Source organism: Marinospirillum sp. (assembly GCF_044810985.1).
Lineage (GTDB): Bacteria > Pseudomonadota > Gammaproteobacteria > Pseudomonadales > Halomonadaceae > Marinospirillum.
In genome coordinates this window covers 749249-770840 of record NZ_CP085242.1, presented here as the reverse complement: position 1 = coordinate 770840, position 21592 = coordinate 749249, and the positions used below count along the sequence as shown (strand labels likewise).

The window sequence follows — 21592 nt, the reverse complement described above, 5'->3', positions numbered from 1 at the left end:
GTTTCAGGAAATCAAACCACCCGCATACCGGGCTGGGCACCCTCGTGAGGCTCCAGCAGGTAGATGCCGTCATCATCACCGGCAGCCAGCACCATGCCTTCGGAGACCCCGAATTTCATTTTGCGCGGGGCCAGGTTGGCGACCATCACGGTCAGTTTGCCTTCCAGGTCTTCGGGCTGGTAAGCCTTCTTGATGCCGGAAAATACGGTACGGGTTTCGCCACCCAGATCCAGCGTCAGCTTGAGCAGCTTGTTGGCTTTTTCCACGTGTTCGCATTGGACAATGCGAGCGACACGAAGATCCACTTTGATGAAATCATCAAAGCTGATTTCTTCAGCCAGGGGTTCGGCCTGCAGTGGGCCTTTGTTTTCAGGAGAAAGCTCGCCACCCGGATTACTGCCAACGCTGGCTTCCTTGAGGGCCATTTCCTTTTTAGCATCCTCGCGGCTGGCTTCCAGCAGGGCTTCAATCTTGTCGTTGTCAATCCGGTTGATCATGGGTTTGAATTTGGCAATCTCATGCTTGACCAAAGGCTGGGTACGAGCATCCCAGTTCAGGTGATCCAGCTTCAGGAATTCCAGCGTCTTGCCCGTCATTTCCGGCAGCACCGGGGCCAGATAGGTCATGAGCACACGGAAAAGATTGATGCCAGTCGAGCAGATGGCCTGGACTTCAGCATCTTTGCCTTCTTCCTTGGCCAGCACCCAGGGGGCCTGATCGTTGATCCAGGTGTTGGCTTCATCAGCCAGATCCATGATCTGACGCACGGCACGGCCGTATTCGCGGCGCTCATAATCGGCAGCAATGGCATCCCCGGCAGCCACAAAGCGTTCGTAAAGCTCGGGTTCCTTCATTTCACTCAGGATACCACCGCCTTTTTTGACAAAACCGGCACAGCGGCTGGCGATATTGACCAGCTTGCCGACCAGATCGGAATTGACGCGGAAAACAAAGTCTTCCAGATTCAAATCCAGGTCATCCACACGGCCGGTCAGTTTGGCGGCAAAGTAATAGCGCAGGTATTCAGGGTTCAAGTGATCCAGATAGGTGCGCGCCTTGATGAAGGTGCCACGGGATTTGGACATCTTGGCCCCGTTGACGGTGACAAAACCGTGGCAGTAAACACTGTTGGGGGTGCGGAAATCAGCACCGGAGAGCATGGCTGGCCAGAAGAGGGCGTGGAAATTGACGATATCCTTGCCGATGAAGTGGTACACCTCATTTTCGGAACCCGGCTTCCAGTAATCATCAAAGTTGAGGTCTTCACGCTGCTCACAGAGATTCTTGAAGCTGGCCAGATAGCCGATGGGGGCATCCAGCCAAACGTAGAAGTACTTGCCGGGGGCATCCGGGATCTCAAAACCGAAGTAGGGGGCATCCCGGGAGATATCCCACTCCTGCAGACCGGCATCCAGCCATTCCTTGAGCTTGTTGGCGATTTGTTCCTGCAGACGACCCGTTTGTGTCCAGTCCTGCAGAAAGTCGGTGAAATCCTGGAGCTTGAAGAAATAGTGCTCGGAGGTTTTCATCACCGGCGTGGCCCCGGAAATGGCTGAGCGGGGTTCAATCAATTCCGCCGGAGTGTAGGTGGCACCGCATTTTTCGCAGTTGTCGCCATACTGGTCTTCCGCCTTGCACTTGGGGCAGGTGCCCTTGATGAAACGATCCGCCAGGAAAAGCCCCTTTTCCGGGTCGTACATCTGCTCGATTTCGCGAGTGGCAATATGGCCCTTGTCACGCAAACGCGTGTAAATCAGCTCGGAAAAGTAGCGGTTTTCATCGGAGTGGGTGGAATAGTAGTTGTCAAAGTGGATGTGAAAATCCTTGAAATCCTCATGATGCTCATGGCGCACCCGGTCAATCAACTGCTGGGAGGTAATGCCTTCCTGTTCGGCACGCAGCATGATGGCGGTGCCGTGGGCATCATCGGCACAGACGTAGGTGCAGAGATTGCCGCGACTGTTTTGAAAGCGCGTCCAGATGTCGGTTTGAATGTATTCCAGCAGGTGACCCAGGTGGATGGGGCCATTGGCATAGGGAAGGGCGCTGGTCACCAGAATCTTGCGTTGTGTGGGCATGGAGTGTCTTAATCTTTGTGAGTGTCTAGGGATTGAATAATATCCTCCTATCTTAGCGATTTTATTGCCTTTCTGCACCTGTCATCCGGGATGCAGAAAGGCGGTCGTTTTAAATCAGGGTCATGTGGTTGTCCCAGTTGACCGGGGGCGGACTCTGGGTGAAAAGAGGCTGACGCTCTTCCGACAGGGCCTGAATGCTGAAAACCTGTCCCTGGCCGCTGCTGACCAGAAACTCGCCTGCTTTCAGAGTGGGGGCCAGGCCACAGCCATCGGGAATATAGGCGGTGTTGAGAAAACGCCTTTCCTGCATGTCCCAGAGCGTGGTGAGGTTGCCTCGGGGCGCGGAAACCGCAGCAAAACGACCGCTGGAATCAAAACAGGCGCTGCCACAATACTGCCGCAGCTGACTGCGAGTACGTTCGGGCAGAACCAGCTCGGCCAGCTCCTCACCCCGACGGTGAGCGGCAATCAGGGGAACTCGATCCACCGGATGCCCCTGGTACTGAAGGGCAATCACCACCTGACCCTCCGCAGCCACATCCAGATGGCGGATACTGCATTGGTGAAATTCATCCGGCAGGGTGCGCTTTTCCAGCAGTTCGCCGCTTTCACTGTCCAGATAAACCAGCGAAGGCTGCATGGAATCCAGGTTGAGCTTTTCCCGCCCGTCGGTCTGGATGCCGCCATTGGCGATCACCAGGGTTTTGCCATCCGGCATCCAGTGGAATTCATGCGGGCCGATGCCGTGGGTGGTCATTTCACGAACAACCCGGTAATTGTCTTCCAGATCCCTGACCACGAGGCGGCCTTCTGGCTCCACAGGATGGCGTTCACTGGTGAACAGATAACGACCATCGGTACTGATTTGGGCATGACCATAAAGCCGGTAGCCGTTTTCCACCTGGATCTGTGCCCGAGGCTTCAGGGCCTCGGTATCGTAAATATCAATAAAGGTGCCGGGTCGCCGGGCCAGGGTCAGCACCCAGGGGTTGCCGGGGTGGGCCAGAACCTGATGGGCACGATCGGGCAGGCGATGGCTGGCCAGCTGCTTGCCTTCCAGGGAAGCGATCTTGAGATAAAAATGCCCATCATTGCCACGGGCACTGCTGGCAAAACGCAGCCCGGTTCTACCGGTAGCAGCCAGCAGCAAAGAGCTGCTGGTTGCCAGAGCCGGAGTGGCGGCCAGCCAGGTTAGAAACTGTCGACGCTTAATCACCATCACGACTGTTAAACCCCAGCTGGATGTTGAGAACGCCCATGGCCAATTCCAACTGTTCGTAGAGATCGGAAATGCCGGTTTCCAGTTCACGCAACTGGCGATCCAGTTTCTGATCCAGTTGGGGCCGGTCAGGGGGTGACATGGCTGCCAGTTGCTTTTGAAGGTGATCAAACTGACGGTCAATTTTTTCGGCAAAGTCTTCTTCCCCTTCGGCAGCCAGAAGGGTTTTGATATTCACGGGCTCCAGGCCGGAATACAGCTGTTGCAAGCTGCGCAGATTGATCTGCAAATTGCTGAGAGTCTGGCCGCTGCGCCAGGACTCACTGCGTTTCCAGCGGGCCTCTTCGGGGCTGTCTCCCAGAACATAATCCAGCTTGTAGTCTTCAATCACCAGCAAGGGCTCGACCAGGGATTTCATCAGCGGCACCGCTGCTGCCTTGTGACTGGCAAAATACTGGCTGGATTCGGGCTGCAGCATTTGCTGTTTTTGCTCTTCCTGCCATTCCTGATTAATTTCGCTGGCCGTCGTCAGCATGTGCTGGCTTAAGCCTTCGGCAAAACGGCAATAATTTTGTCCAGGCATCAGCAGACTTTTGGCCTCGGGGGCAAAGAGTACTCTTTCCATGGCAGGGAAGCCCTGCAGGCTGACACTGGCCTCACGAAAATACTCGGCATCGTATTCGGTTTCTGTCTGGTTTAATGCCGAGCGAACTTGACGCGCTCCGGTGCCCCGCTTGTCCGGCCAATAGTGAAGGGCATAGTTGCGCATGAAGAGGCTGACCGGGCCGAACTGGACATGCTGGATGGCCTGCCAGGCATCCATGGATTCCCGGTAGGCCTGGTGGACTTCGGACAGCTGGCTGGAGTCGACCTGGCCTGAGCAGTAGGTTTCCAGGCGGCCATGCAAGGTGTCCAGGTGGGTTTCCAGAGCCTGGTAGCCCGGCAGGATCTGTTGTTCCAGCGCAGCTGTATTGTAAGTTTGCCATTGCTGTTCATCCGGTTCGGCTTGCAGCCAGGTACTGGACAACACCAGGGGCAGTGCCAGGGCACTCAGGTAGTATTTCTTCAGCATCTAAAGGGACTCCACAAAATCAATCAATTCCTGCCGCTTCTCACGGCTTATCTGCATGAAGCGATTTTTGACCGCTTCAGCTTCACCGCCATGCCAGAGAATCGCCTCCAGAATATTACGGGCGCGGCCATCATGCAGCAGTTGGGTATGGCCACTGATGCGCTGGGTCAAGCCAATGCCCCATAAAGGCGGGGTACGCCATTCACTGCCTGCGGCCTGAAACTCGCGGTGTTCATCCGCCAGACCTTCGCCCATATCATGCAACAAGAGGTCTGTGTAAGGCCAGATGGTTTGTTCGGCCAGAGAAGGTAGGGCATCTTTGGAGGTGGTGTAGGAAGGGCGATGGCACTGGGCACACCCCACCTGATGAAAGTGTTTTTCACCGGCCCGGACTCCAGGCTTGTCGGTATTGCGCCGGGCAGGAACAGCCAGGGTGCGGGTATAGAATTCCAGCACCTCGACCACCTTGGCGGAAGCTTCAACCCCGTCCAGGTGGGCACTGTTGCCATCGGGCAGTTTGCGGCACTCCTTCTGGAGTGGCGTGCAGCCACCGTGACCCTGGGGGAACATCAAGGTGGAAATACCGGTGTCTTCAATAAAGGCGGCATTATTCTGCTGCTTCAGGGTTGGGTGGGCAGCCTTCCAGCCAAAGCGGCCCATTGCCTTTTGCTGCTTTTCCACATCCCAGACTTGATTGGCATGACCACTTATACCGTTATCTTCTTCGGCCTGGTTGGCTGCATTGCTGAGAATTTCATGCTCGGGGATGGCTTCCAGCAATCCCAGTCCGATCATGGGGGGAGCCACGCGGCCGGAAAAACGCGTTTGTGGGTGAAGTTCACCATAATTCAAGCGTTGAATAAAAAAAATGGGTTTGCGCAGGGTGACTTCTTCACCATCCGGGAAGCGTACCGGGTGTTCCTGATAACGAACTCCCACCTGACCTTCAGCAGCAACTCCCTGCAGGGCCTGATCCTGTATTTGGGAGCCATAAGTGGGTTCGGGAATAAAGCCCAGGCGTCCTTCCAGCAGCTCGTTTTTCTGTTGCTCAGTTTCTGCGGGTATGCTCAGCCGCAGTAGAAATGAGCGGTTAAAGCTGCGCGGGTTGTCAGCTTCGGGTGGGTGTCCACGGCCATTATTGATGTGGCAACGGGCACAGGAACGGGCATTGTAGAGAGGCCCCAGGCCATCACTGGCTTCGGTGGATGCCGGTGAGGAGACCCAGAGCTTGTCGAAAATACTGTCGCCCAGATGAAAGGGCATCTGGTCATCCAGAGGGAGGTTTGAAGCAGGTTGGGAAAAAGAGGCCTGGTTGCTGGTGGTGTCGCCCCCCGGTAAAAGAGGATCAGCAGCCAGGGAAAGGCTGGCAGCCAAAGTGGCTGCCAGACTCCATCCCAGTATTTTGGGGTGATTGCAAGACATGAGGTGTCCGTTTTTTACATGACTGAACCAGGGTTATCCAGGCTATCCGAGCCTTCCAGCTCAATATTGCTCAAGCCCAGCGTTGCTATGGCTTTTTCAATCGAGCCTGTCTGGGTTTTCAACTCGTCAACAAAGGTCTGCACGATGGCATTACCACTCTGGTTGCCGGCAGCAATGAGGACGTCAAAGGTGTTGCCTTCTTTGGCTTCGGAAACCAGGGTCATACCGGCATCCACACTGGCATCCAGTTCCTTGCGCAGCTGCTCGTCCAGAGCCTGATCTTCAGCGGCCACCAGATCAGAGAGGCTGGCGCCTTTCACAACACTGCCGTCAACGCGGGTGTACTCACCCAGGTAGACATTGCGGATACCCAGGGCATCGTAGTAATGCGAATTGTGAGTGTTGTCCGAGAAGCAGTCGTGCTCTTCTTCGGGGTCATGCAGCATCAGGCCCAGTTGAGTGCGCTCACCGGCCAGTTCACCGTAGGAAAGGCTGCCCATACCGGTCAGGATGGTGGCCAGACCGCCGTCAGTGCCCTTGGCAGCCAGTTCCCGGCGTGCTTCTCCGTCTTCAGCCCAGTTGTCGGCCATGTCTTCCAGGTCAGAGATCAGCAGGTCGGTGGCCGCCATTAGGTAATCACGACGACGATCACAGTTGCCACCGGTGCAGTTTTCCAGACTGAAATCCGTTGCCGGACGTTCGCCTGCACCTGGATTGGTGCCGTGCAAATCCTGACCCCAGAGCAGAAATTCGATTGCGTGGTAACCAGTAGCCACATTGGCTTCCACGGCATCGATTTCATGCAGGGTTTCGGCCAGCAGCTCAGGGGTGATTTCACGAGCATCAATCTTGCTGTTGCCCACGGTCAGGGTGGGGTTGGCAATCACATTGGCGGTGTAATAGGGGTTTTCAGCAAACTCTTCGCCATAACTGGCGGTATCGACATAGTCGATCAAGCCTTCATCCAAAGGCCAGGCATTCACCTTGCCTTCCCAGTCGTCGACGATGGCATTGCCAAAGCGATAAACCTCGGTTTGCTGGTAGGGAACGCGAGAGGCCAGCCAGGCTTCGCGGGCGGCTTGCAGGTTTTGTTTGCTGGGCTCATCCAGCAGGGCCTGGATTTTATCTTTCAACGACTTGGCCGTGATCACCGAATCGGTATAGCCTGCTTCAGCTATATCAGCGTAGGTGTCCAGCACCGCTTTTGGGGTGGCGGCCTGGTTTTGTGAATCCTGGCTGGATTGGCAGCCCGTAAGGGTGACCAGGCCGGTCAGACCGGCAGCAAGCAATAAATGGGGTAGAACCTTCATAATGCAACTCCTTGGTAATGAATGACGTTTCTAAAGAGTAACACTTCTCATTTGTAGGTGGAAGTGGGATGCAGTAAAATTACCCTGTAGAATCTGAGTGGATTATCAAAAGGGGACATGAATCATGGGGTTGCAGAAAAAATCAAAATTCTTATCGGGGCTTTTGCTCTGTATGCTGACCGCAGTAGTCAGCGCATCAGAAGAACAAAAGGCTTCCCAGGCAGAAAAACAACGTCTGGGGCAACAGCTGTTCTTTGATCCCGCTCTTTCCCGGAATCGCAGCCAATCCTGTGCAACCTGCCACGTTCCCGACAGAGCCTTCATTGACTCCCGGGAGAACCAGGTGGGGAGTGCCGCTTCTCTGGGGGATGATGGTCATTCCCTGGGCGATCGCAATACCCCCAGTGCTGGTTATGCAGCTTTAACTCCGCAATTTCATTTGAAAGAGAATGGCGAATACGCCGGAGGTCTTTTCTGGGATGGTCGTGCCAACACTTTAGCGGAACAGGCTGCCGGGCCACCGCTCAACCCTGTGGAAATGGCCATGCCCAGTAAGGAAAAAGTGGCTGAGCGCCTGCTGGATAAAGCCCACTACCGCAAGATTTTCAGCAGTCTCTATGGTCAAGAGGTTCTGGACGACCCTGAGGCGTTATACCAGGCGATGGGCGATGCCATAGCAGCTTTTGAAGAAACAGAACTCTTTGCCCCTTTTGATTCCCGTTATGATCGCTACCTGAAAGGTGAAGTGGAATTTACCCAGCAGGAAGAACTGGGGCGTACCTTGTTTTTTTCCCAGCAGTTCACCAACTGCAATTCCTGCCATCAGTTGCACACTTCGCCTCGCCACCCACAGGAAACCTTCAGCAATTATGAATTTCACAATATCGGTGTACCGATGAACACTGAGCTGCGCAAGGCCAATAAGGTGACTCAGGTGGATGAGGGGCTCTTGATGCACCCGGAGATTGATGACCCGGCCCAGAGGGGTAAATTCAAAACACCCTCACTGCGCAATGTCGCTGTCACACCTCCCTATATGCACAATGGCGTCTTCAAGGATTTGCGCACCGTGGTGCTTTTCTACAACAAGTACAACAGCCGTTCTCCAGCGCGTCAGATCAACCCGGAAACCGGGGAGCCCTGGGCCGACCCCGAAGTGCCTGAAAACCTTTCAATGGAACTGCTGGAATCCGGCCCGGCCCTGGATGATCGACGTATTGATGCCCTGGTGGCCTTTATGAAGACCTTGACGGATCAGCGTTACGAGCACCTGCTGGAATAAGGGGAACACTGCTGCTAATCTAAAGTCGCAACACTAGGTTCATGGAGGGGGGATGATCTTTCCCCTCTATCAACAGGCCAACCATCACAAGTGGTTCGGTGAACAACAACAAGAAGGACAACCTGCCTATGAGCGACCTGCGTAGCTTTGACGTGGAGCTGATTCACCAGCCTGCGTATCTGGATCCGCAAACCTCGGTTTTGCCCACCTTTGCCCTGCTGCAACAGGATGGCAAGCTTTACCCCGGTGCTGAAGCCCCCAAACTTTCCAAAGAACTGGCCCTGAAAATTCAGGACACCTTTCTGTTTATCCGTGCCCTGGATGAACGCATGCTGGCCTCCCAGCGCCAGGGGCGCATCAGTTTCTACATGACCGAAACCGGTGAAGAAGCCTCGGATATCTGCAGTACCGCTGCTCTGGATTCGGAAGACCTGATCATGGCCCAATACCGTGAACAGGGCGCTCTGGCTTTTCGTGGTTTCAGCGTCGATCAGTTCATGAACCAGATCTTTTCCAATGAAAAGGATCTGGGCAAGGGTCGTCAGATGCCGATTCACTACGGCAGCCGGGAACTTCACTACCTGACGATTTCCTCCCCGCTGGCGACTCAGCTTCCCCAGGCCACGGGTTATGCCTATGGCTTTAAACAGCAGGGCAAGAAAAACTGTGTGATCTGTTATTTCGGCGAGGGCGCTGCTTCAGAAGGCGACTTCCATGCCGCCCTGAATATGGCCGGTGTGCTCAGAGTGCCGGTGATTTTTTTCTGTCGTAACAATGGCTATGCCATTTCCACCCCGGTGCATGAGCAACTGGCCGGGGATGGTGTGGCCGGGCGCGGGCCGGGTTATGGCCTGAAAACCCTGCGCGTGGATGGCAATGATGCTCTGGCGGTTTATGAAGCCACCCGCTTGGCACGCCAGATGGCTGTTGAAGACAACCAGCCGGTATTGATTGAATCCATGACTTATCGCCTGGGTGCGCATTCCAGTTCGGATGATCCCAGTGGTTATCGCAGTCGCAAGGAAGAAGACAAGTGGCGGGATAAAGACCCGGTGGCCCGCTATCGCAGCTGGTTGATCGCACAAGGTTGGTGGACGGAAGAAGAAGACGAAGCCCGCCAGGCCGAGCATCGCAAATCCGTGGTGGAAGCCATGAAACGTGCTGAAAAAGTGCCCAAGCCGCCCCTGGAAGATCTCTTCACCGATGTTTATGCAGAAATGCCCTGGCACCTGCAGGAACAACTCGAAGAAGCCAAAACCCATATCCAGAAGCATGCGGACGTGTATCCGGTGACAGCAGGGAGGCTGCAATCATGAGCAACAAGAACCTTCTGCAAGCCATCAATGCCGCCCTGGATACCGCCATGCAGGCTGACGAGCGGGTGCTTTGCTTTGGTGAGGATGTGGGGGCTTTTGGCGGGGTTTTTCGCGCCACCAGCCATCTGCAGGAAAAGTTCGGCAAAAGCCGTTGCTTCAATACCCCTCTGACCGAGCAGGGCATCATTGGTTTTGCCAATGGTCTGGCTGCCCAGGGCCAACTGCCCGTAGCGGAAATCCAGTTTGCTGATTATATTTTTCCGGCCTTCGACCAGATCGTCAATGAAACCGCCAAATTCCGTTATCGTTCCGGTGACGAGTTTGATGTCGGTGGCCTGACCATCCGTGCGCCTTATGGTGGGGGGATTCATGGCGGGCTGTATCACTCCCAGTCACCGGAAGCCTATTTCACTCATACACCAGGCTTGAAGGTGGTGATCCCACGCAACCCTCATCAAGCCAAGGGGCTGTTGCTGGCTTCGATTCGTGACCCAGATCCGGTGCTCTTTTTTGAGCCGAAAAAACTTTATCGGGCCTCCACCGGTGAGGTGCCGGATGACGATTACGAACTGCCGCTGGGCAAGGCCGAGGTGCTGCGTGAAGGCACAGACATTACCCTGGTCGCCTGGGGTGCCCAGATGGAAGTGATCGAAAAAGCGGCTGATCGGGCCGCAGAAGAGGGTATTTCCTGTGAAATCATTGATCTGCGCACCCTGCTGCCCTGGGATCGAGACACCCTGGCTGCTTCAGTCAAAAAGACCGGTCGCCTGATCATCAACCATGAAGCGCCCAAAACTTCGGGCTTTGGGGCTGAACTGGCGGCCAGTCTTCAGGAAGCCTGCTTTCTGTATCTGGAATCTCCCATCATGCGTGTCGCCGGTTGGGATACTCCCTTCCCGTTGGCACTACAAAATGAATATCTGCCCAATGAATGGCGCACTCTGGATGCCATTCACGCCAGCATGAATTATTAAGGGAGAACCCAGCATGAAAACCGATTTTATTCTGCCCGATATTGGTGAAGGTATTGTCGAATGTGAGCTGGTGGAATGGCACATTCAGGAAGGTGACAAAATTCAGGAAGACCAGCCGGTTGCTGATGTCATGACCGACAAGGCGCTGGTGGAAATCACCGCCATGCACACAGGCACCATCACTCGTCTTTACTGCAAAAAAGGTGACCTGGCTAAAGTGGGCCAGCCCCTGTTTGAAATTGATGCCGAGAGTGGCACAGAGGAAAACCCGGAATCGCAGCCTCCAAAACCGGAACCCGCAGTTGCTTCCAGCTCGGGCTCCAGTGAGAAAGCGCTGGCCACCCCCGCAGTGCGCCGGATGGCTCGCGAGCTGGATCTGGATTTAACTCAGGTTCAAGGCAGTGGTAAAGAGGGGCGGGTATTGAAAGAAGACCTGCTGCCTTATCAGAAAGGTGAGGCAAGCCAGCCTTCCGCGCCACCCACGGCAGTTGCCGGTGCCCAGGATCGCAGCGAACCCCTCAAAGGCATCAAGGCGGCCATGGCCCGGCAGATGCAGGAAGCCTACTCCAGCATTCCGCATTTCACCTATGCCGAAGAGGTGGATGTCACTGAACTGGAAGCCTTGCGCCGACAACTCAAGCCTGATTTTGAGCAAGCCGGACTGCGCCTGAGTCTGATGCCCTTCATGATGAAAGCCATTGCCCTGGCCGTGCAGCAATACCCACTGCTCAACAGTCGCGTGAATGCTGACTGCACGGAAATCACCTACCTGGGCGATGTCAATGTGGGGATGGCGGCAGACACGCCTCTGGGGCTGCTGGTACCCAACGTCAAACAGGTGCAGCAAAAATCCCTGAAAGAAGTCACCGCTGAAATCAATCAACTGACCGAAGCGGCGCGTCAGGGCAAATTGCCACCGGACAGCATGAAAAAAGGCACCATCAGCATTTCCAATATTGGTGTGATCGGCGGCACCGTCGCTACCCCCATCATCAACAAACCGGAAGTGGCCATCGTCGCTCTGGGGCGCATTCAGGAACTGCCACGCTTCAATTCACGAGGTGAAGTGGAAGCCCGTAAAATCATGCAGGTCAGCTGGTCCGGTGATCACCGCGTGATCGACGGAGCCACCATGGCACGTTTCTGCAACCTCTGGAAAAGCTATCTGGAACAGCCCGGCAAAATGCTGGTGGATTTGCGCTAGACTGCAAGTTTTGACCATTAGGAGCTTCAGAATGAAAACCATCGGCCTGCTGGGGGGTATGAGCTGGGAGTCCACACGGGATTATTACACCGCTATCAATCGTGGCATCAAGGAACGCCTGGGTGGGCTGCATTCGGCGCGTCTGGTGCTTTACAGCGTGGACTTTGCAGAAATCGAACAGCTTCAGCATCAGGGTGACTGGGCGGGAACAGCCCGTATTCTGATGAAGGCTGCCCAGCGGGTGGAAGCCGGTGGTGCTGATTTTCTACTGATCTGCACCAACACCATGCATAAGGTGGCCCCGGAAGTGGAAGCCGCTCTGAAGATTCCCCTGGTGCATCTGGCCGATGCCACCGCCGAAAAACTGCTGCACGCCGGTTGCCGCAAGGTCGGCTTGCTGGGCACGGCCTTCACCATGGAACAGGATTTTTACAAGGGTCGTCTGAAGGACAAATACGGCCTGGATGTGTTGGTGCCCGAAGCGCAAGAGCGGGCTGAAATTCATCGGGTGATCTACGAAGAACTCTGTCAGGGCGAAATCAAGGATGCCTCACGCCAGGTATTTGTTGACAGCATTCAGCGCCTGGCCGCTGAAGGTGCAGAAGCCGTCATCCTTGGCTGCACGGAAATTGCCCTGCTGGTCAGCCAGCAGGACACCAAGGTGCCCCTGTTCGACACCACCGCCATTCATGCCGATAAGGCCGTTGAGCTGGCACTGGCCACTGATCCGGTTGTTGGGTAGGCTGTTGCTTTAAACATATGGACAGAAAAGCTTGAGGATGAGTGATGCCAACGATATCAATGTTTTATGGAATCATTATTCGGATGTACTTTGCACCAAAAGAGCATCCGCCACCTCACTTCCATGTGTACTATGGTGAATATAAAGCAACAATTGATATTCGAACCTGTGAAGTGATTCAGGGTGATTTTCCAACCAAGCAGAAACGACTGGTGCTTGCATGGGCTGAACTGCATCAAGACGAGTTGATGGCTGACTGGCAACTGGTTATGAACGGTGAAGAGCCATTTAAAATCCAACCACTTCAGTAAATGGTGAATAATATGTATCCATCTGTTGTGCAAGTTGTTGCTGAAAAAGATTTTTGTCTGGCAATCGACTTCGATAATGGTGAAAAAGGCTTGCTGGACATGAAGCCCTTTCTTGATTTTGGTGTGTTCCAACGTCTGAAAGATCCGGTTGCATTCCAACGGGTTAAGGTATCCTTTGATACGGTTGAGTGGGATTCAGGTGTCGACCTTGATCCTGAGTTTGTTTACAGAAAATGCCGAATTCTAGCGGTTCAATAATGAGCACTCTGAATTGATTCCTGGTGGAAAAACGCTGCGGCTGAATTTGGATTCTGTACGTCTTTGTTTTCTATTTCTCACCTTCGCTCTGGTTAGCTGTCGATTTCTTGACCCTCAGCAGGCTCAGGCAACTCCGCCTGTTTCCGACTTTCGGGTGCTGCAAACCTACCCGCATGATCCCCAGGCCTTTACCCAGGGTTTGTTGTTCCATGAAGGTCATCTTTATGAAAGCACCGGTCGGTATGGTCAATCCACGCTGCGCAAAGTGGATCTGGAAAGCGGTGAGGTGGTGCAATCGGTGCAGCTTCCTGCCCATCGGTTTGGGGAAGGGCTGGCGCTCTGGGAGGATTGGCTGATTCAGCTCACCTGGCAGGCCGGTGAAGCACGGGTGTATGACCGGCACAGCCTGGAACTGCTCCACACCTTCAGCTATAAAGGCCAGGGCTGGGGGCTGACAGCCGATGACACTTCCCTGATCCTCAGCGATGGCAGCGCAACTCTGCGTTTTTTCGATCCCGAGACCTTTACCGAAACCCGACGTATTCAAGTGCTGGATCAGGGCCGCGCGGTGAGCCGACTGAACGAGCTGGACTATGTGAAGGGAGAAATCCTCGCCAATGTCTGGCACAGTGACCTCATAGCCCGGATCAACCCCCAGTCGGGACGTGTTCAGGGCTGGATTGATCTGCAAGGCCTGCTGCCGGAACACCTGCAACCGCAGGACTCGGACGCTGTGCTAAACGGCATCGCCTGGGATGCAGAAAACCAGCGCCTTTTCGTCACCGGCAAACTCTGGCCCAAACTTTTTGCAATTGAACTCATCCCGGAGCCTTTATGACCCCCGTGAAAATCGACATCGTTTCCGACATTGCCTGCCCCTGGTGTGCCATTGGCTATGCCCGACTGGAAGAGGCCATGCAGCAATTAAAGGATAAAATGAGTTTTACTGTGGAATGGCATGCTTTTGAGCTCAACCCCGACCCGTCAGGTGACGGTCAGCCTATTTTGCAGGCTTTAAGCCAGAAATACGGTCGCAGTGTTGAAGAAATGGAACAGACCCAGACCCAGATGCAGCAGATTGCTGAAGGTCTGGGCCTGAATTTCTCGGCCCTGCAGGAGCGCCACACCCGCAATACCTTTGATGTCCATCGGCTGGTCAAATGGGCCGGTGAACAGGGCAAAGAGACCGAAATGAAAAAAGCCCTGTTTGCAGCCTATTTTGGAGAAGATGCGGTCATCACTGATCCTGAAGTGCTGGTAAGCCTGGTGGAAAGCATCGGGCTGGATGGCGAAACAGCACGGAAGGTGCTGGAGTCCGATCAATACGTGCAAACCGTGCGTGAAGATGAAGCCAAATTTCAAAGAGCGGGCATCAACTCCGTTCCGGCTTTTATCATCAACGAACAGTACCTGATTTCCGGTGCCCAGGAACCCGAAACTCTGGTGGAGTCTTTAAAAGAGATCAGCGCAAAAACATGAGCAATCAACAAGCTGATCTCGAAACAATAAAAGTTGACTTTTCGGCCTTTATCCAGGGAGCGCATAGCTGCACCCTGGCGACCACCAGCCCCGAAGGCGGGCCAGAAGCCAGCTATGCGCCCTGCATTCACCACCAGGGCAACTTCTATATCTTTGTCTCCGAACTGGCCAGCCACACCCGCAACCTGCTGGATCGCCCACAAGCCAGCCTGCTACTCACTGAAAACCAGCCCCGCAACCTCTTTGCCTGCAAACGCGCCACCCTGGAAATCACAGCCCAGCCCATCGAGCGGGACACACCCCGATGGCTGGCCGTGTTGTCAGAAATGGAAACCAGGCTGGGCAATACTGTGAGTGTCATCCGGGGGTTGAACGACTTCCACCTGCTGGAACTGCAACCCCAAAAAGCCAGCTACGTCACTGGTTTTGGCAAAGCCTATGAACTTCAGGGCGAGCAATTGCAGAAAATTAGCCATATCAACCGCACCAGATGATTTTCTTGATTTGCAATGGATCACCAAAGATATGAACGAACACCAGGGATATATGCAGGTTTTTTTCAAGGTATTTGAAGGTATGCAGCGCCAAGGACCGGGCAGTGATGCCACCACCCGCAACCTTGCGCAAAAAGTCATGAGCCTTTGCCCACTAGAGCGTATTCTTGATATGGGGTGCGGTAAGGGCGCATCAGCACTGGTGCTGGCGCGTGAAACCCAGGCTCAAGTGTTGGCACTGGATAATCATCAGCCTTTTGTGGATGCTTTGCAAGAGGCCGCAGTAGCGGAAGGCTTGGATCAAATCACGGCTATCATCGGCAGTATGGATGAGCTGGACAAAATAACCGGAACCTTTGACTTGATCTGGTCAGAAGGCAGCGCCTATATCATTGGTTACGAGCAGGCGCTAAAGCTCTGGCGACCACTGTTGACAGAAACGGGTTACCTCTTTATCAGCGACCTGGTGCAACTGAGTGATGAGCTGGCACCGGAAGCTCGCACTTACCTTGAGCAGGAAGGAGTAAAATTCGAGAACATGGATGACCGAGTCCAGCAAGCCAAGGCATTGGGTTATCAACTGATAGAAAGCTTTATCCTGCCACAACAGGACTGGCTGGACTTTTATGCCGATATGGAGCAGCAGATCAAACGACTGGAGCCGGAAGTTGGTAAAGACCATCCGGCACTGATATCCCTGAGTCAGGAAATCGACATCTACCGCCATTTTGGACACCAGTTTGGTTATGCTTGTCTGCTGATGCAGAAAGCAGGTGGCAGTGATGGGGTGGAACAGTAATTTTCAACAGGGTTATCCTGCTCGTATCGTTTGCCAAAAGTACTCCTTTGGCGTAATTTGCTGCTTTTCTTGCAGCCAACCCTGATGCAGGAAAGGTTCGCTGGTCACGCTCTATTGCTGGAAAGCGAGGTGGTGCCAGGTTGACTTATACAGCTCAACTTGAAAGCGGTGTTTTAATCTTACTGGTGATTTATGCCAATGAATGAAAATGAACTGATGGAACGGGATGCCCAGCGCAATATTGGTGAAGAGTTGCTGAATGCAATACGTGACGTAAAAGCAGGTGATTATGAAAGACGTTTTAAGAAAAGTATTCCATCCAATCCTGAGTTTCTTCGAGACAGACGAGGAACCGGGAGAATATAAGGAATCCTACAGGTTTGTTCTGAAGATCGTGGGGATTTTGTTCCTGTTTCTGTCACTGGTTTCGGGTGTTGCCGGTTACTCCAGCGGTCAGGTGGGGGCGCTTATTCCTGTGGTGGTCTTTTTCAGTGTGGGTTTGGTTGCTGTTGTTCTGGGCATATTGGGCTCCAATGCTGCTGTTTCCAGAATATGGGGTATCAAAAAATAATGATGTAGTCAAAATCTGATGCACAAAGCTGGGTTTTGCTCCCAATTAGACTGGTCAGTCAAAATTTTGTGTTAAAGTGGAGGCTTTCATTTTTCCAGGAAGCCGCTCATGTTGCGCTGGTTTGAGTCCCGTCTGAATCCTTTCCCGCCTGAAGAACCCCAGGAGCCGCCGAGTTCTTTGCTGGGGTTTTGTTTGTATTTCACTCGAGGTTCCTGGCCCTGGATAGCGGTCACGGCTGTGCTGATGGCCAGTATTGCTCTGCTTGAGGTGTGGTTGTTCAGTTTTCTGGGCGATGTGGTCAATTGGCTTTCGGAGCAAAACCGCGAAACCTTTATGGCGACCGAAGGCTGGAAGCTGCTGGGTATGGCGCTGGTGATTCTTGGTCTGCCGCTGATGGTGTTGTTGCATTCCTTGCTGAGTTTTCAGGTGTTGATGGGCAACTACCCGATGCGTATTCGCTGGTCGGTGCATCGTTATCTCTTGAAGCAGTCGATGGCGTTTTATCAGGAGGAGTTTGCCGGGCGCATTGCCACCAAGTTGATGCAGACTTCGCTGGCGGTGCGTGAGTGTGTCATCAAGCTGATTGATGTCCTGAACTACGTTTCGGTGTATTTCATCGGTACGCTGGCGATTGTGGCTTTTGCCGATCTGCGTTTGGTGGGGCCTTTGCTGGTCTGGTTGGCCGGTTACATCCTGTTGATGTGGTATTTCATCCCGGTAATGGGGCGGGTGGCCCAGCAGCAGGCCGATACCCGTTCAATCATGACCGGGCGGGTGGTGGATGCCTACACCAATATCCAGACGGTGAAGCTCTTTTCCCATGCCCAGCGCGAATCCACGTTTGCCCGTGAAGGCATGGATGATTTTCTAGTGACGGTGCATCGTCAGATGCGGCTGGTGACCGGCTTTAATACCAGTCTTTACCTGCTGAATTCATTATTGCTGCTGTCGGTGGCGGGTCTTTCCATCTGGTTGTGGCTGGGGGAGCTGATCAGTGTCGGTGCGGTGGCCGTGGCGCTGGGTCTGGTGTTGCGCTTGTCGGGTATGTCCCAGTGGATTATGTGGGAAGTGGCTTACTTGTTTGAAAACATTGGCACTGTGAAGGATGGCATCGGCACGATTTCCAAACCCCAGGTGGTTGAGGATGTGCCTGAGGCACCGCCCTTACAGGTGGCGCAGGGTGGCATTCATTTTGATGCTTTGCAGTTTCATTACGGTAAGGGCTCCGGGGTGATTGAAAAGCTGTCGCTGGATATCAAGCCCGGTGAAAAAGTGGGGCTGGTGGGGCGCTCGGGTGCCGGAAAATCCACTCTGGTGAATCTTCTGCTGCGTTTTTATGATCTGGAAGGCGGGCGCATTCTGGTGGACGGTCAGAACATTGCCGAGGTGCAGCAGGACAGCCTGCGCGCCAAGATTGGCATGGTCAGCCAGGATACTTCGCTGTTGCACCGTTCGGTGCGGGATAACATTCGTTACGGCAAACCCCATGCCACGGATGAAGACGTCTGGCAGGCCGCTGTACAGGCTCAGGCCGATGCCTTTATCCCCGAGCTGGAGGATATCAAGGGGCGCAAGGGGTTGGACGCTCATGTCGGCGAACGGGGTGTGAAGCTTTCCGGTGGGCAGCGTCAGCGGATTGCGATTGCCAGGGTGATGCTGAAGGATGCGCCGATTCTGATTCTGGATGAAGCCACCTCGGCATTGGATTCGGAAGTGGAAGCAGCCATTCAGGATAACCTCAATCGCCTGATGCAAGGCAAAACAGTGATTGCCATTGCCCATCGTCTGTCCACCATCGCCCAGATGGATCGCCTGGTGGTGATGGATCAGGGTCATATAGTGGAAACCGGCAGCCATGAAGAACTGATTGCCAGTGGGGGTCTTTATGCCCAGCTCTGGGCGCGTCAGTCGGGCGGTTTTCTGGCGGAGGATTAGCGGGTTTAACACCTGTTCCTCCGCTGGTTGCGTGTGATAGCGTAAGGCTTCTTGTCGATTCATTCTGAGGAAACAGGGGCCGAAATGCTGGAACGCTTGCAACGTCTGCTGGGGCTGCAGACGATACCTGGGGTGTTTTTTACCTCGGCAGGGATTGCTGCCCTGTTCGTGGCTTTGGCGATTCCGTTTAACGAAATTGTTGCTGAAAGTTTTGGGCTGTTGACTGGCTGGGTTGCTCATTCTCTGGGCTGGTTTTATATTCTTGCTGTGAGCGGCCTGTTGATTTTCCTGCTGGGCCTGGCCATGAGTCGCTATGGGAATATCCGTCTTGGAACGGATGACAGTCTGCCTGATTATTCCAATTTGACCTGGTTTACCATGCTGTTTGCTGCCGGCATCGGGACCATCCTGATGTTCTGGGGTGTGGCAGAACCTATTTCCCACTTTGCCAATCCGCCTTTTGAAGGGGTGGAGCCGGGTTCAGAGGAGGCGGCCAGTGATGCCATGAGCCTGGCGCTGTATCACTTTGGTCTGCACACCTGGACCATTTTTGCCATGCCGGGGCTGGCCATTAGTTACTTTGCCTACCGGCACAATCTGCCCATGCGTATCAGCAGCTTGTTCTATCCCATCCTCGGAAAACGAACATTTGGGCCCTGGGGCTGGGCCGTGGATGTGATTGCTGTGCTGGGAACCCTGTTTGGTGTGGCAACCTCGCTGGGTCTGGGAACCCTGCAGCTGAACAGTGGCCTGAACTATTTGTTTGATGCGCCTTCTACTGGCCTGGTTCAGGTCATCATAATAGCCGTTATTACCGGCATTGCGGCTACTTCGGTCGCTCTGGGGCTGGATAAGGGCGTGCGCAGGCTGTCCCAGCTCAACATCCTGCTTGCGTTGGGGTTGCTGATGTTTGTTCTTACCCTGGGCCCGAGTGTTTTTATTGCCGAAGGCATGGTTCAAAGCGTGGGTGGCTATCTTGATGCCTTGCCCCGTTTGGCCTTCTGGACAGAAACCTTCAAGGAAACGGACTGGCAGCGTCAATGGACTCTCTTCTACTGGGCCTGGACTATTGCCTGGGCACCCTATGTCGGCATTTTTATTGCCCGGATTTCCCGGGGAAGAACGATCCGTGAGTTTGTGGCGGGGGTTCTGTTTGCACCCACAGTCTTCACTCTGGTGTGGTTTGGAATTTTCGGGTTATCGGCTATTCAGTTGGAGATGAGCGGACAGGTTGAATTGGCCGAGCAGGTTCAACAAGACCCATCTGTCGCTGTTTTTGCCTTTCTGGATGCATTTCCAATGGCTGAGTTGGCTTCAGTGTTGAGCGTGGTGATTATCACGATTTTCTTTACCACCTCTTCAGATTCCGCCTCTCTGGTCATTGATATGCTGACTCGCTGGGATGATCAGCCTTCCCAGGTGCGCCAGCGTATCTTCTGGGCGGTAGCCCAGGGTGGTATTGCGGCCACCTTGTTGCTGGCAGGGGGGCTGGATGCACTGCAAAACGTTATTACTTCCCTGGGGCTGCCTTTTTGTATCCTGCTGATTTTCATGGCAGTGGCGTTGTTCAGGGCACTTCGGGCGGATTATCGTGGCTACAGCGTGAATGAGTTGGTTCAAGGGCGAGCTTTTGCTGAGGTGGAGGTAGCGCCCGAAACGAAACAGGAGAGCGAATATGTATCAAAAACTTTTGATCGCGATAGATCCTGAAGACGATGGCGAAGGAAAACGTGCTCTGGAAACGGCCATGGAAATGCTGGCAGAAGGGGGTGAATTGCATCTTGCCAGTGTGTATAGCCCCGGCGGGGGTGGATTCTTCCCTTACGTGACAGAAGAAGCACCAGAGGATAAAGAGGCTGCGGTTCGGGAAACCCTGGATCAAATGGTCCAGAAATATCTGCCGAAAAACAGTCATGCCAACCTGCATGTCATCGCAGGAAATACCGGTGAAAAGCTGCTGAGCCTGGCGGGCCAGCTTTGCGCTGATTTGATGATTCTGGTTTCCCGTGGCAGTAGTGGCCACTGGCCCTTGCGTCGGGCAACGGTTGAGTATGTTTCAGTCAATGCCTCCTGTCCGGTGCTTGTATTGCCGTCGTTGGAGAAAGCCAATGATCCTCCCGAATAACGGGTGAGACTGCCGAAGGGAAATGCAATTATGGAAAAAGTAGTGGTTCTGGTGGATGTGCAGAATGTTTATTACACGACGCGGCAGGTGTTTAAGCGTAATTTCGACTACAACAGGTTCTGGTCACGGGTTACCGCAAATCGACAGGTTGTTAAAGCGATTGCTTATGCCACCGACCGGGGTGACCAGAAGCAGCATGAATTTCAAAATATATTGCGTGCTATCGGATTTGAAGTGAAGTTGAAGCCTTTTATCCAAAGATTCGATGGCTCGGCAAAGGGAGACTGGGATGTAGGCATCGTGATTGATGCCTTGGAGTATTCAAAGGAAACGGATGTGGTTGCCCTGGTATCCGGGGATGGTGACTTTGACCTTCTGGTGGATAAATTGCGCAAAGAGAACGGCAATGATGTCGAAGTTTATGGTGTTGCTCAATTAACTTCGGCTTCCCTGGTCAAGGCTGCAAATCAGTTCATCCCGATAGAAAAGGATCTTTTGCTCAATTGAAGATTCAGGGTGGTGTTGTGTGAGACTTCCTACAAGTCTCTACATCTATGTTGGTATCCTGCTGATCCAATCCCACCCAGGCTTTGACTTCGGCCAGATCAAAACCAACCAAATGGCGCCCTTCACTGATCATCAAAGGTCGCCGGATCAGCAGGGGGTCTTGCAGCATCTGCGCCAGTGCTTCTTCTTCGGTCAAGGAGGCAGGCACAAGTTTACCCTGCTTGATTCTGGGTGCTGCTGGATTAAACCATTGCTCTAAAGGTAAGTCCTTGAAAAAAGACTGCAACCGCGCTGAAGTCCAGGGTTCGGTCAAGAGGTTGCAGGCCACCACCTCATGCCCTGATGTTTGCAGTAGCTGCTTCTGGCGAGTGTTGTTAATACAGCCGGGTTTTTCATAAAAAACAATGCGAGCCATTGAGTCCCTTCCGAAAAGTGAAAAGTCTTCTCCGGTTCAGCAAAAGACATACCAAGACAACTGAGCATTGCGGGCGCAT

Annotated in this window: 22 protein-coding genes; 16 read left to right on the top strand and 6 right to left on the bottom strand. The window is 53.8% G+C overall.

Features of this window, described 5'->3' with window-relative positions:
- Window positions 1-11: 11 nt before the first annotated feature.
- The 5 genes from metG to LG323_RS03665 form a co-directional block, all read right to left on the bottom strand.
- On the bottom strand, window positions 12-2078 hold the full coding sequence (gene metG / locus LG323_RS03685; RefSeq protein ID WP_404419153.1) for a methionine--tRNA ligase: 2067 nt from the start codon (window positions 2076-2078) through the stop codon (window positions 12-14).
- A 109-nt stretch (window positions 2079-2187) separates the two neighbouring features.
- A complete protein-coding gene (locus tag LG323_RS03680) occupies window positions 2188-3297 on the bottom strand; it encodes a DUF1513 domain-containing protein (RefSeq protein WP_404420106.1) in 1110 nt (369 codons plus the stop codon).
- Entirely contained in the window at window positions 3287-4369 is a 1083-nt protein-coding gene (locus LG323_RS03675) for an imelysin family protein (protein WP_404419151.1), read from the bottom strand. The genes LG323_RS03680 and LG323_RS03675 overlap by 11 nt, the downstream gene beginning before the upstream one ends.
- The gene (locus LG323_RS03670; RefSeq protein ID WP_404419148.1) at window positions 4370-5791 is read right to left on the bottom strand and encodes a di-heme oxidoredictase family protein; all 1422 of its coding nucleotides are present in this window, start codon (window positions 5789-5791) and stop codon (window positions 4370-4372) included. It abuts the gene before it with no gap.
- A 14-nt stretch (window positions 5792-5805) separates the two neighbouring features.
- Complete coding sequence (locus LG323_RS03665) at window positions 5806-7101, bottom strand: imelysin family protein (protein ID WP_404419146.1); 1296 nt, start codon at window positions 7099-7101, stop codon at window positions 5806-5808.
- A gap of 172 nt (window positions 7102-7273) precedes the next feature.
- Here LG323_RS03665 and LG323_RS03660 point away from each other — a divergent pair, with 172 nt between their 5' ends.
- The 16 genes from LG323_RS03660 to LG323_RS03585 all read left to right on the top strand — a co-directional run bounded on the left by LG323_RS03660 (window position 7274) and on the right by LG323_RS03585 (window position 21098).
- Entirely contained in the window at window positions 7274-8383 is a 1110-nt protein-coding gene (locus tag LG323_RS03660; RefSeq protein ID WP_404419143.1) for a cytochrome-c peroxidase, read from the top strand.
- Window positions 8384-8511: 128 nt separating this feature from the next.
- Window positions 8512-9699, top strand: a complete 1188-nt coding sequence (locus tag LG323_RS03655) for a thiamine pyrophosphate-dependent dehydrogenase E1 component subunit alpha (protein ID WP_404419141.1) — start codon at window positions 8512-8514, stop codon at window positions 9697-9699.
- Entirely contained in the window at window positions 9696-10673 is a 978-nt protein-coding gene (locus tag LG323_RS03650) for an alpha-ketoacid dehydrogenase subunit beta (RefSeq protein WP_404419139.1), read from the top strand. The genes LG323_RS03655 and LG323_RS03650 overlap by 4 nt, the downstream gene beginning before the upstream one ends.
- Before the next feature lie 13 nt (window positions 10674-10686).
- The gene (locus tag LG323_RS03645; RefSeq protein ID WP_404419137.1) at window positions 10687-11877 is read left to right on the top strand and encodes a 2-oxo acid dehydrogenase subunit E2; all 1191 of its coding nucleotides are present in this window, start codon (window positions 10687-10689) and stop codon (window positions 11875-11877) included.
- A 31-nt stretch (window positions 11878-11908) separates the two neighbouring features.
- Entirely contained in the window at window positions 11909-12619 is a 711-nt protein-coding gene (locus tag LG323_RS03640; RefSeq protein WP_404419135.1) for an aspartate/glutamate racemase family protein, read from the top strand.
- A 44-nt stretch (window positions 12620-12663) separates the two neighbouring features.
- Complete coding sequence (locus LG323_RS03635; RefSeq protein WP_404419132.1) at window positions 12664-12930, top strand: DUF4160 domain-containing protein; 267 nt, start codon at window positions 12664-12666, stop codon at window positions 12928-12930.
- Window positions 12931-12942: 12 nt separating this feature from the next.
- Window positions 12943-13188, top strand: coding sequence for a DUF2442 domain-containing protein (locus tag LG323_RS03630; protein WP_404419130.1), 246 nt, complete (start codon window positions 12943-12945; stop codon window positions 13186-13188).
- Window positions 13189-13234: 46 nt separating this feature from the next.
- Window positions 13235-14026 (top strand): glutaminyl-peptide cyclotransferase, encoded by a 792-nt coding sequence (locus LG323_RS03625; RefSeq protein WP_404419128.1) that lies wholly within the window; start codon window positions 13235-13237, stop codon window positions 14024-14026.
- Window positions 14023-14667, top strand: coding sequence for a DsbA family oxidoreductase (locus tag LG323_RS03620; RefSeq protein WP_404419127.1), 645 nt, complete (start codon window positions 14023-14025; stop codon window positions 14665-14667). The genes LG323_RS03625 and LG323_RS03620 overlap by 4 nt, the downstream gene beginning before the upstream one ends.
- Window positions 14664-15161, top strand: a complete 498-nt coding sequence (locus LG323_RS03615; protein WP_404419125.1) for a HugZ family protein — start codon at window positions 14664-14666, stop codon at window positions 15159-15161. The genes LG323_RS03620 and LG323_RS03615 overlap by 4 nt, the downstream gene beginning before the upstream one ends.
- A gap of 82 nt (window positions 15162-15243) precedes the next feature.
- On the top strand, window positions 15244-15960 hold the full coding sequence (locus LG323_RS03610; protein ID WP_404419124.1) for an SAM-dependent methyltransferase: 717 nt from the start codon (window positions 15244-15246) through the stop codon (window positions 15958-15960).
- Between the two features lie 289 nt (window positions 15961-16249).
- Window positions 16250-16531, top strand: a complete 282-nt coding sequence (locus LG323_RS03605; protein ID WP_404419121.1) for a hypothetical protein — start codon at window positions 16250-16252, stop codon at window positions 16529-16531.
- A gap of 108 nt (window positions 16532-16639) precedes the next feature.
- A complete protein-coding gene (locus LG323_RS03600; protein WP_404419119.1) occupies window positions 16640-18466 on the top strand; it encodes an ABC transporter ATP-binding protein in 1827 nt (608 codons plus the stop codon).
- An 84-nt stretch (window positions 18467-18550) separates the two neighbouring features.
- Complete coding sequence (locus tag LG323_RS03595; protein WP_404419117.1) at window positions 18551-20176, top strand: BCCT family transporter; 1626 nt, start codon at window positions 18551-18553, stop codon at window positions 20174-20176.
- A complete protein-coding gene (locus tag LG323_RS03590) occupies window positions 20142-20591 on the top strand; it encodes a universal stress protein (protein WP_404419115.1) in 450 nt (149 codons plus the stop codon). The genes LG323_RS03595 and LG323_RS03590 overlap by 35 nt, the downstream gene beginning before the upstream one ends.
- Window positions 20592-20621: 30 nt before the next feature.
- Window positions 20622-21098: an NYN domain-containing protein gene (locus tag LG323_RS03585; RefSeq protein WP_404419113.1), complete on the top strand. Its 477-nt coding sequence runs from the start codon at window positions 20622-20624 to the stop codon at window positions 21096-21098.
- Between the two features lie 4 nt (window positions 21099-21102).
- Here the strand turns inward: LG323_RS03585 and LG323_RS03580 are convergent, their stop codons facing one another.
- Window positions 21103-21513, bottom strand: coding sequence for an ArsC/Spx/MgsR family protein (locus tag LG323_RS03580; protein WP_404419111.1), 411 nt, complete (start codon window positions 21511-21513; stop codon window positions 21103-21105).
- Window positions 21514-21592 lie beyond the last annotated feature (79 nt).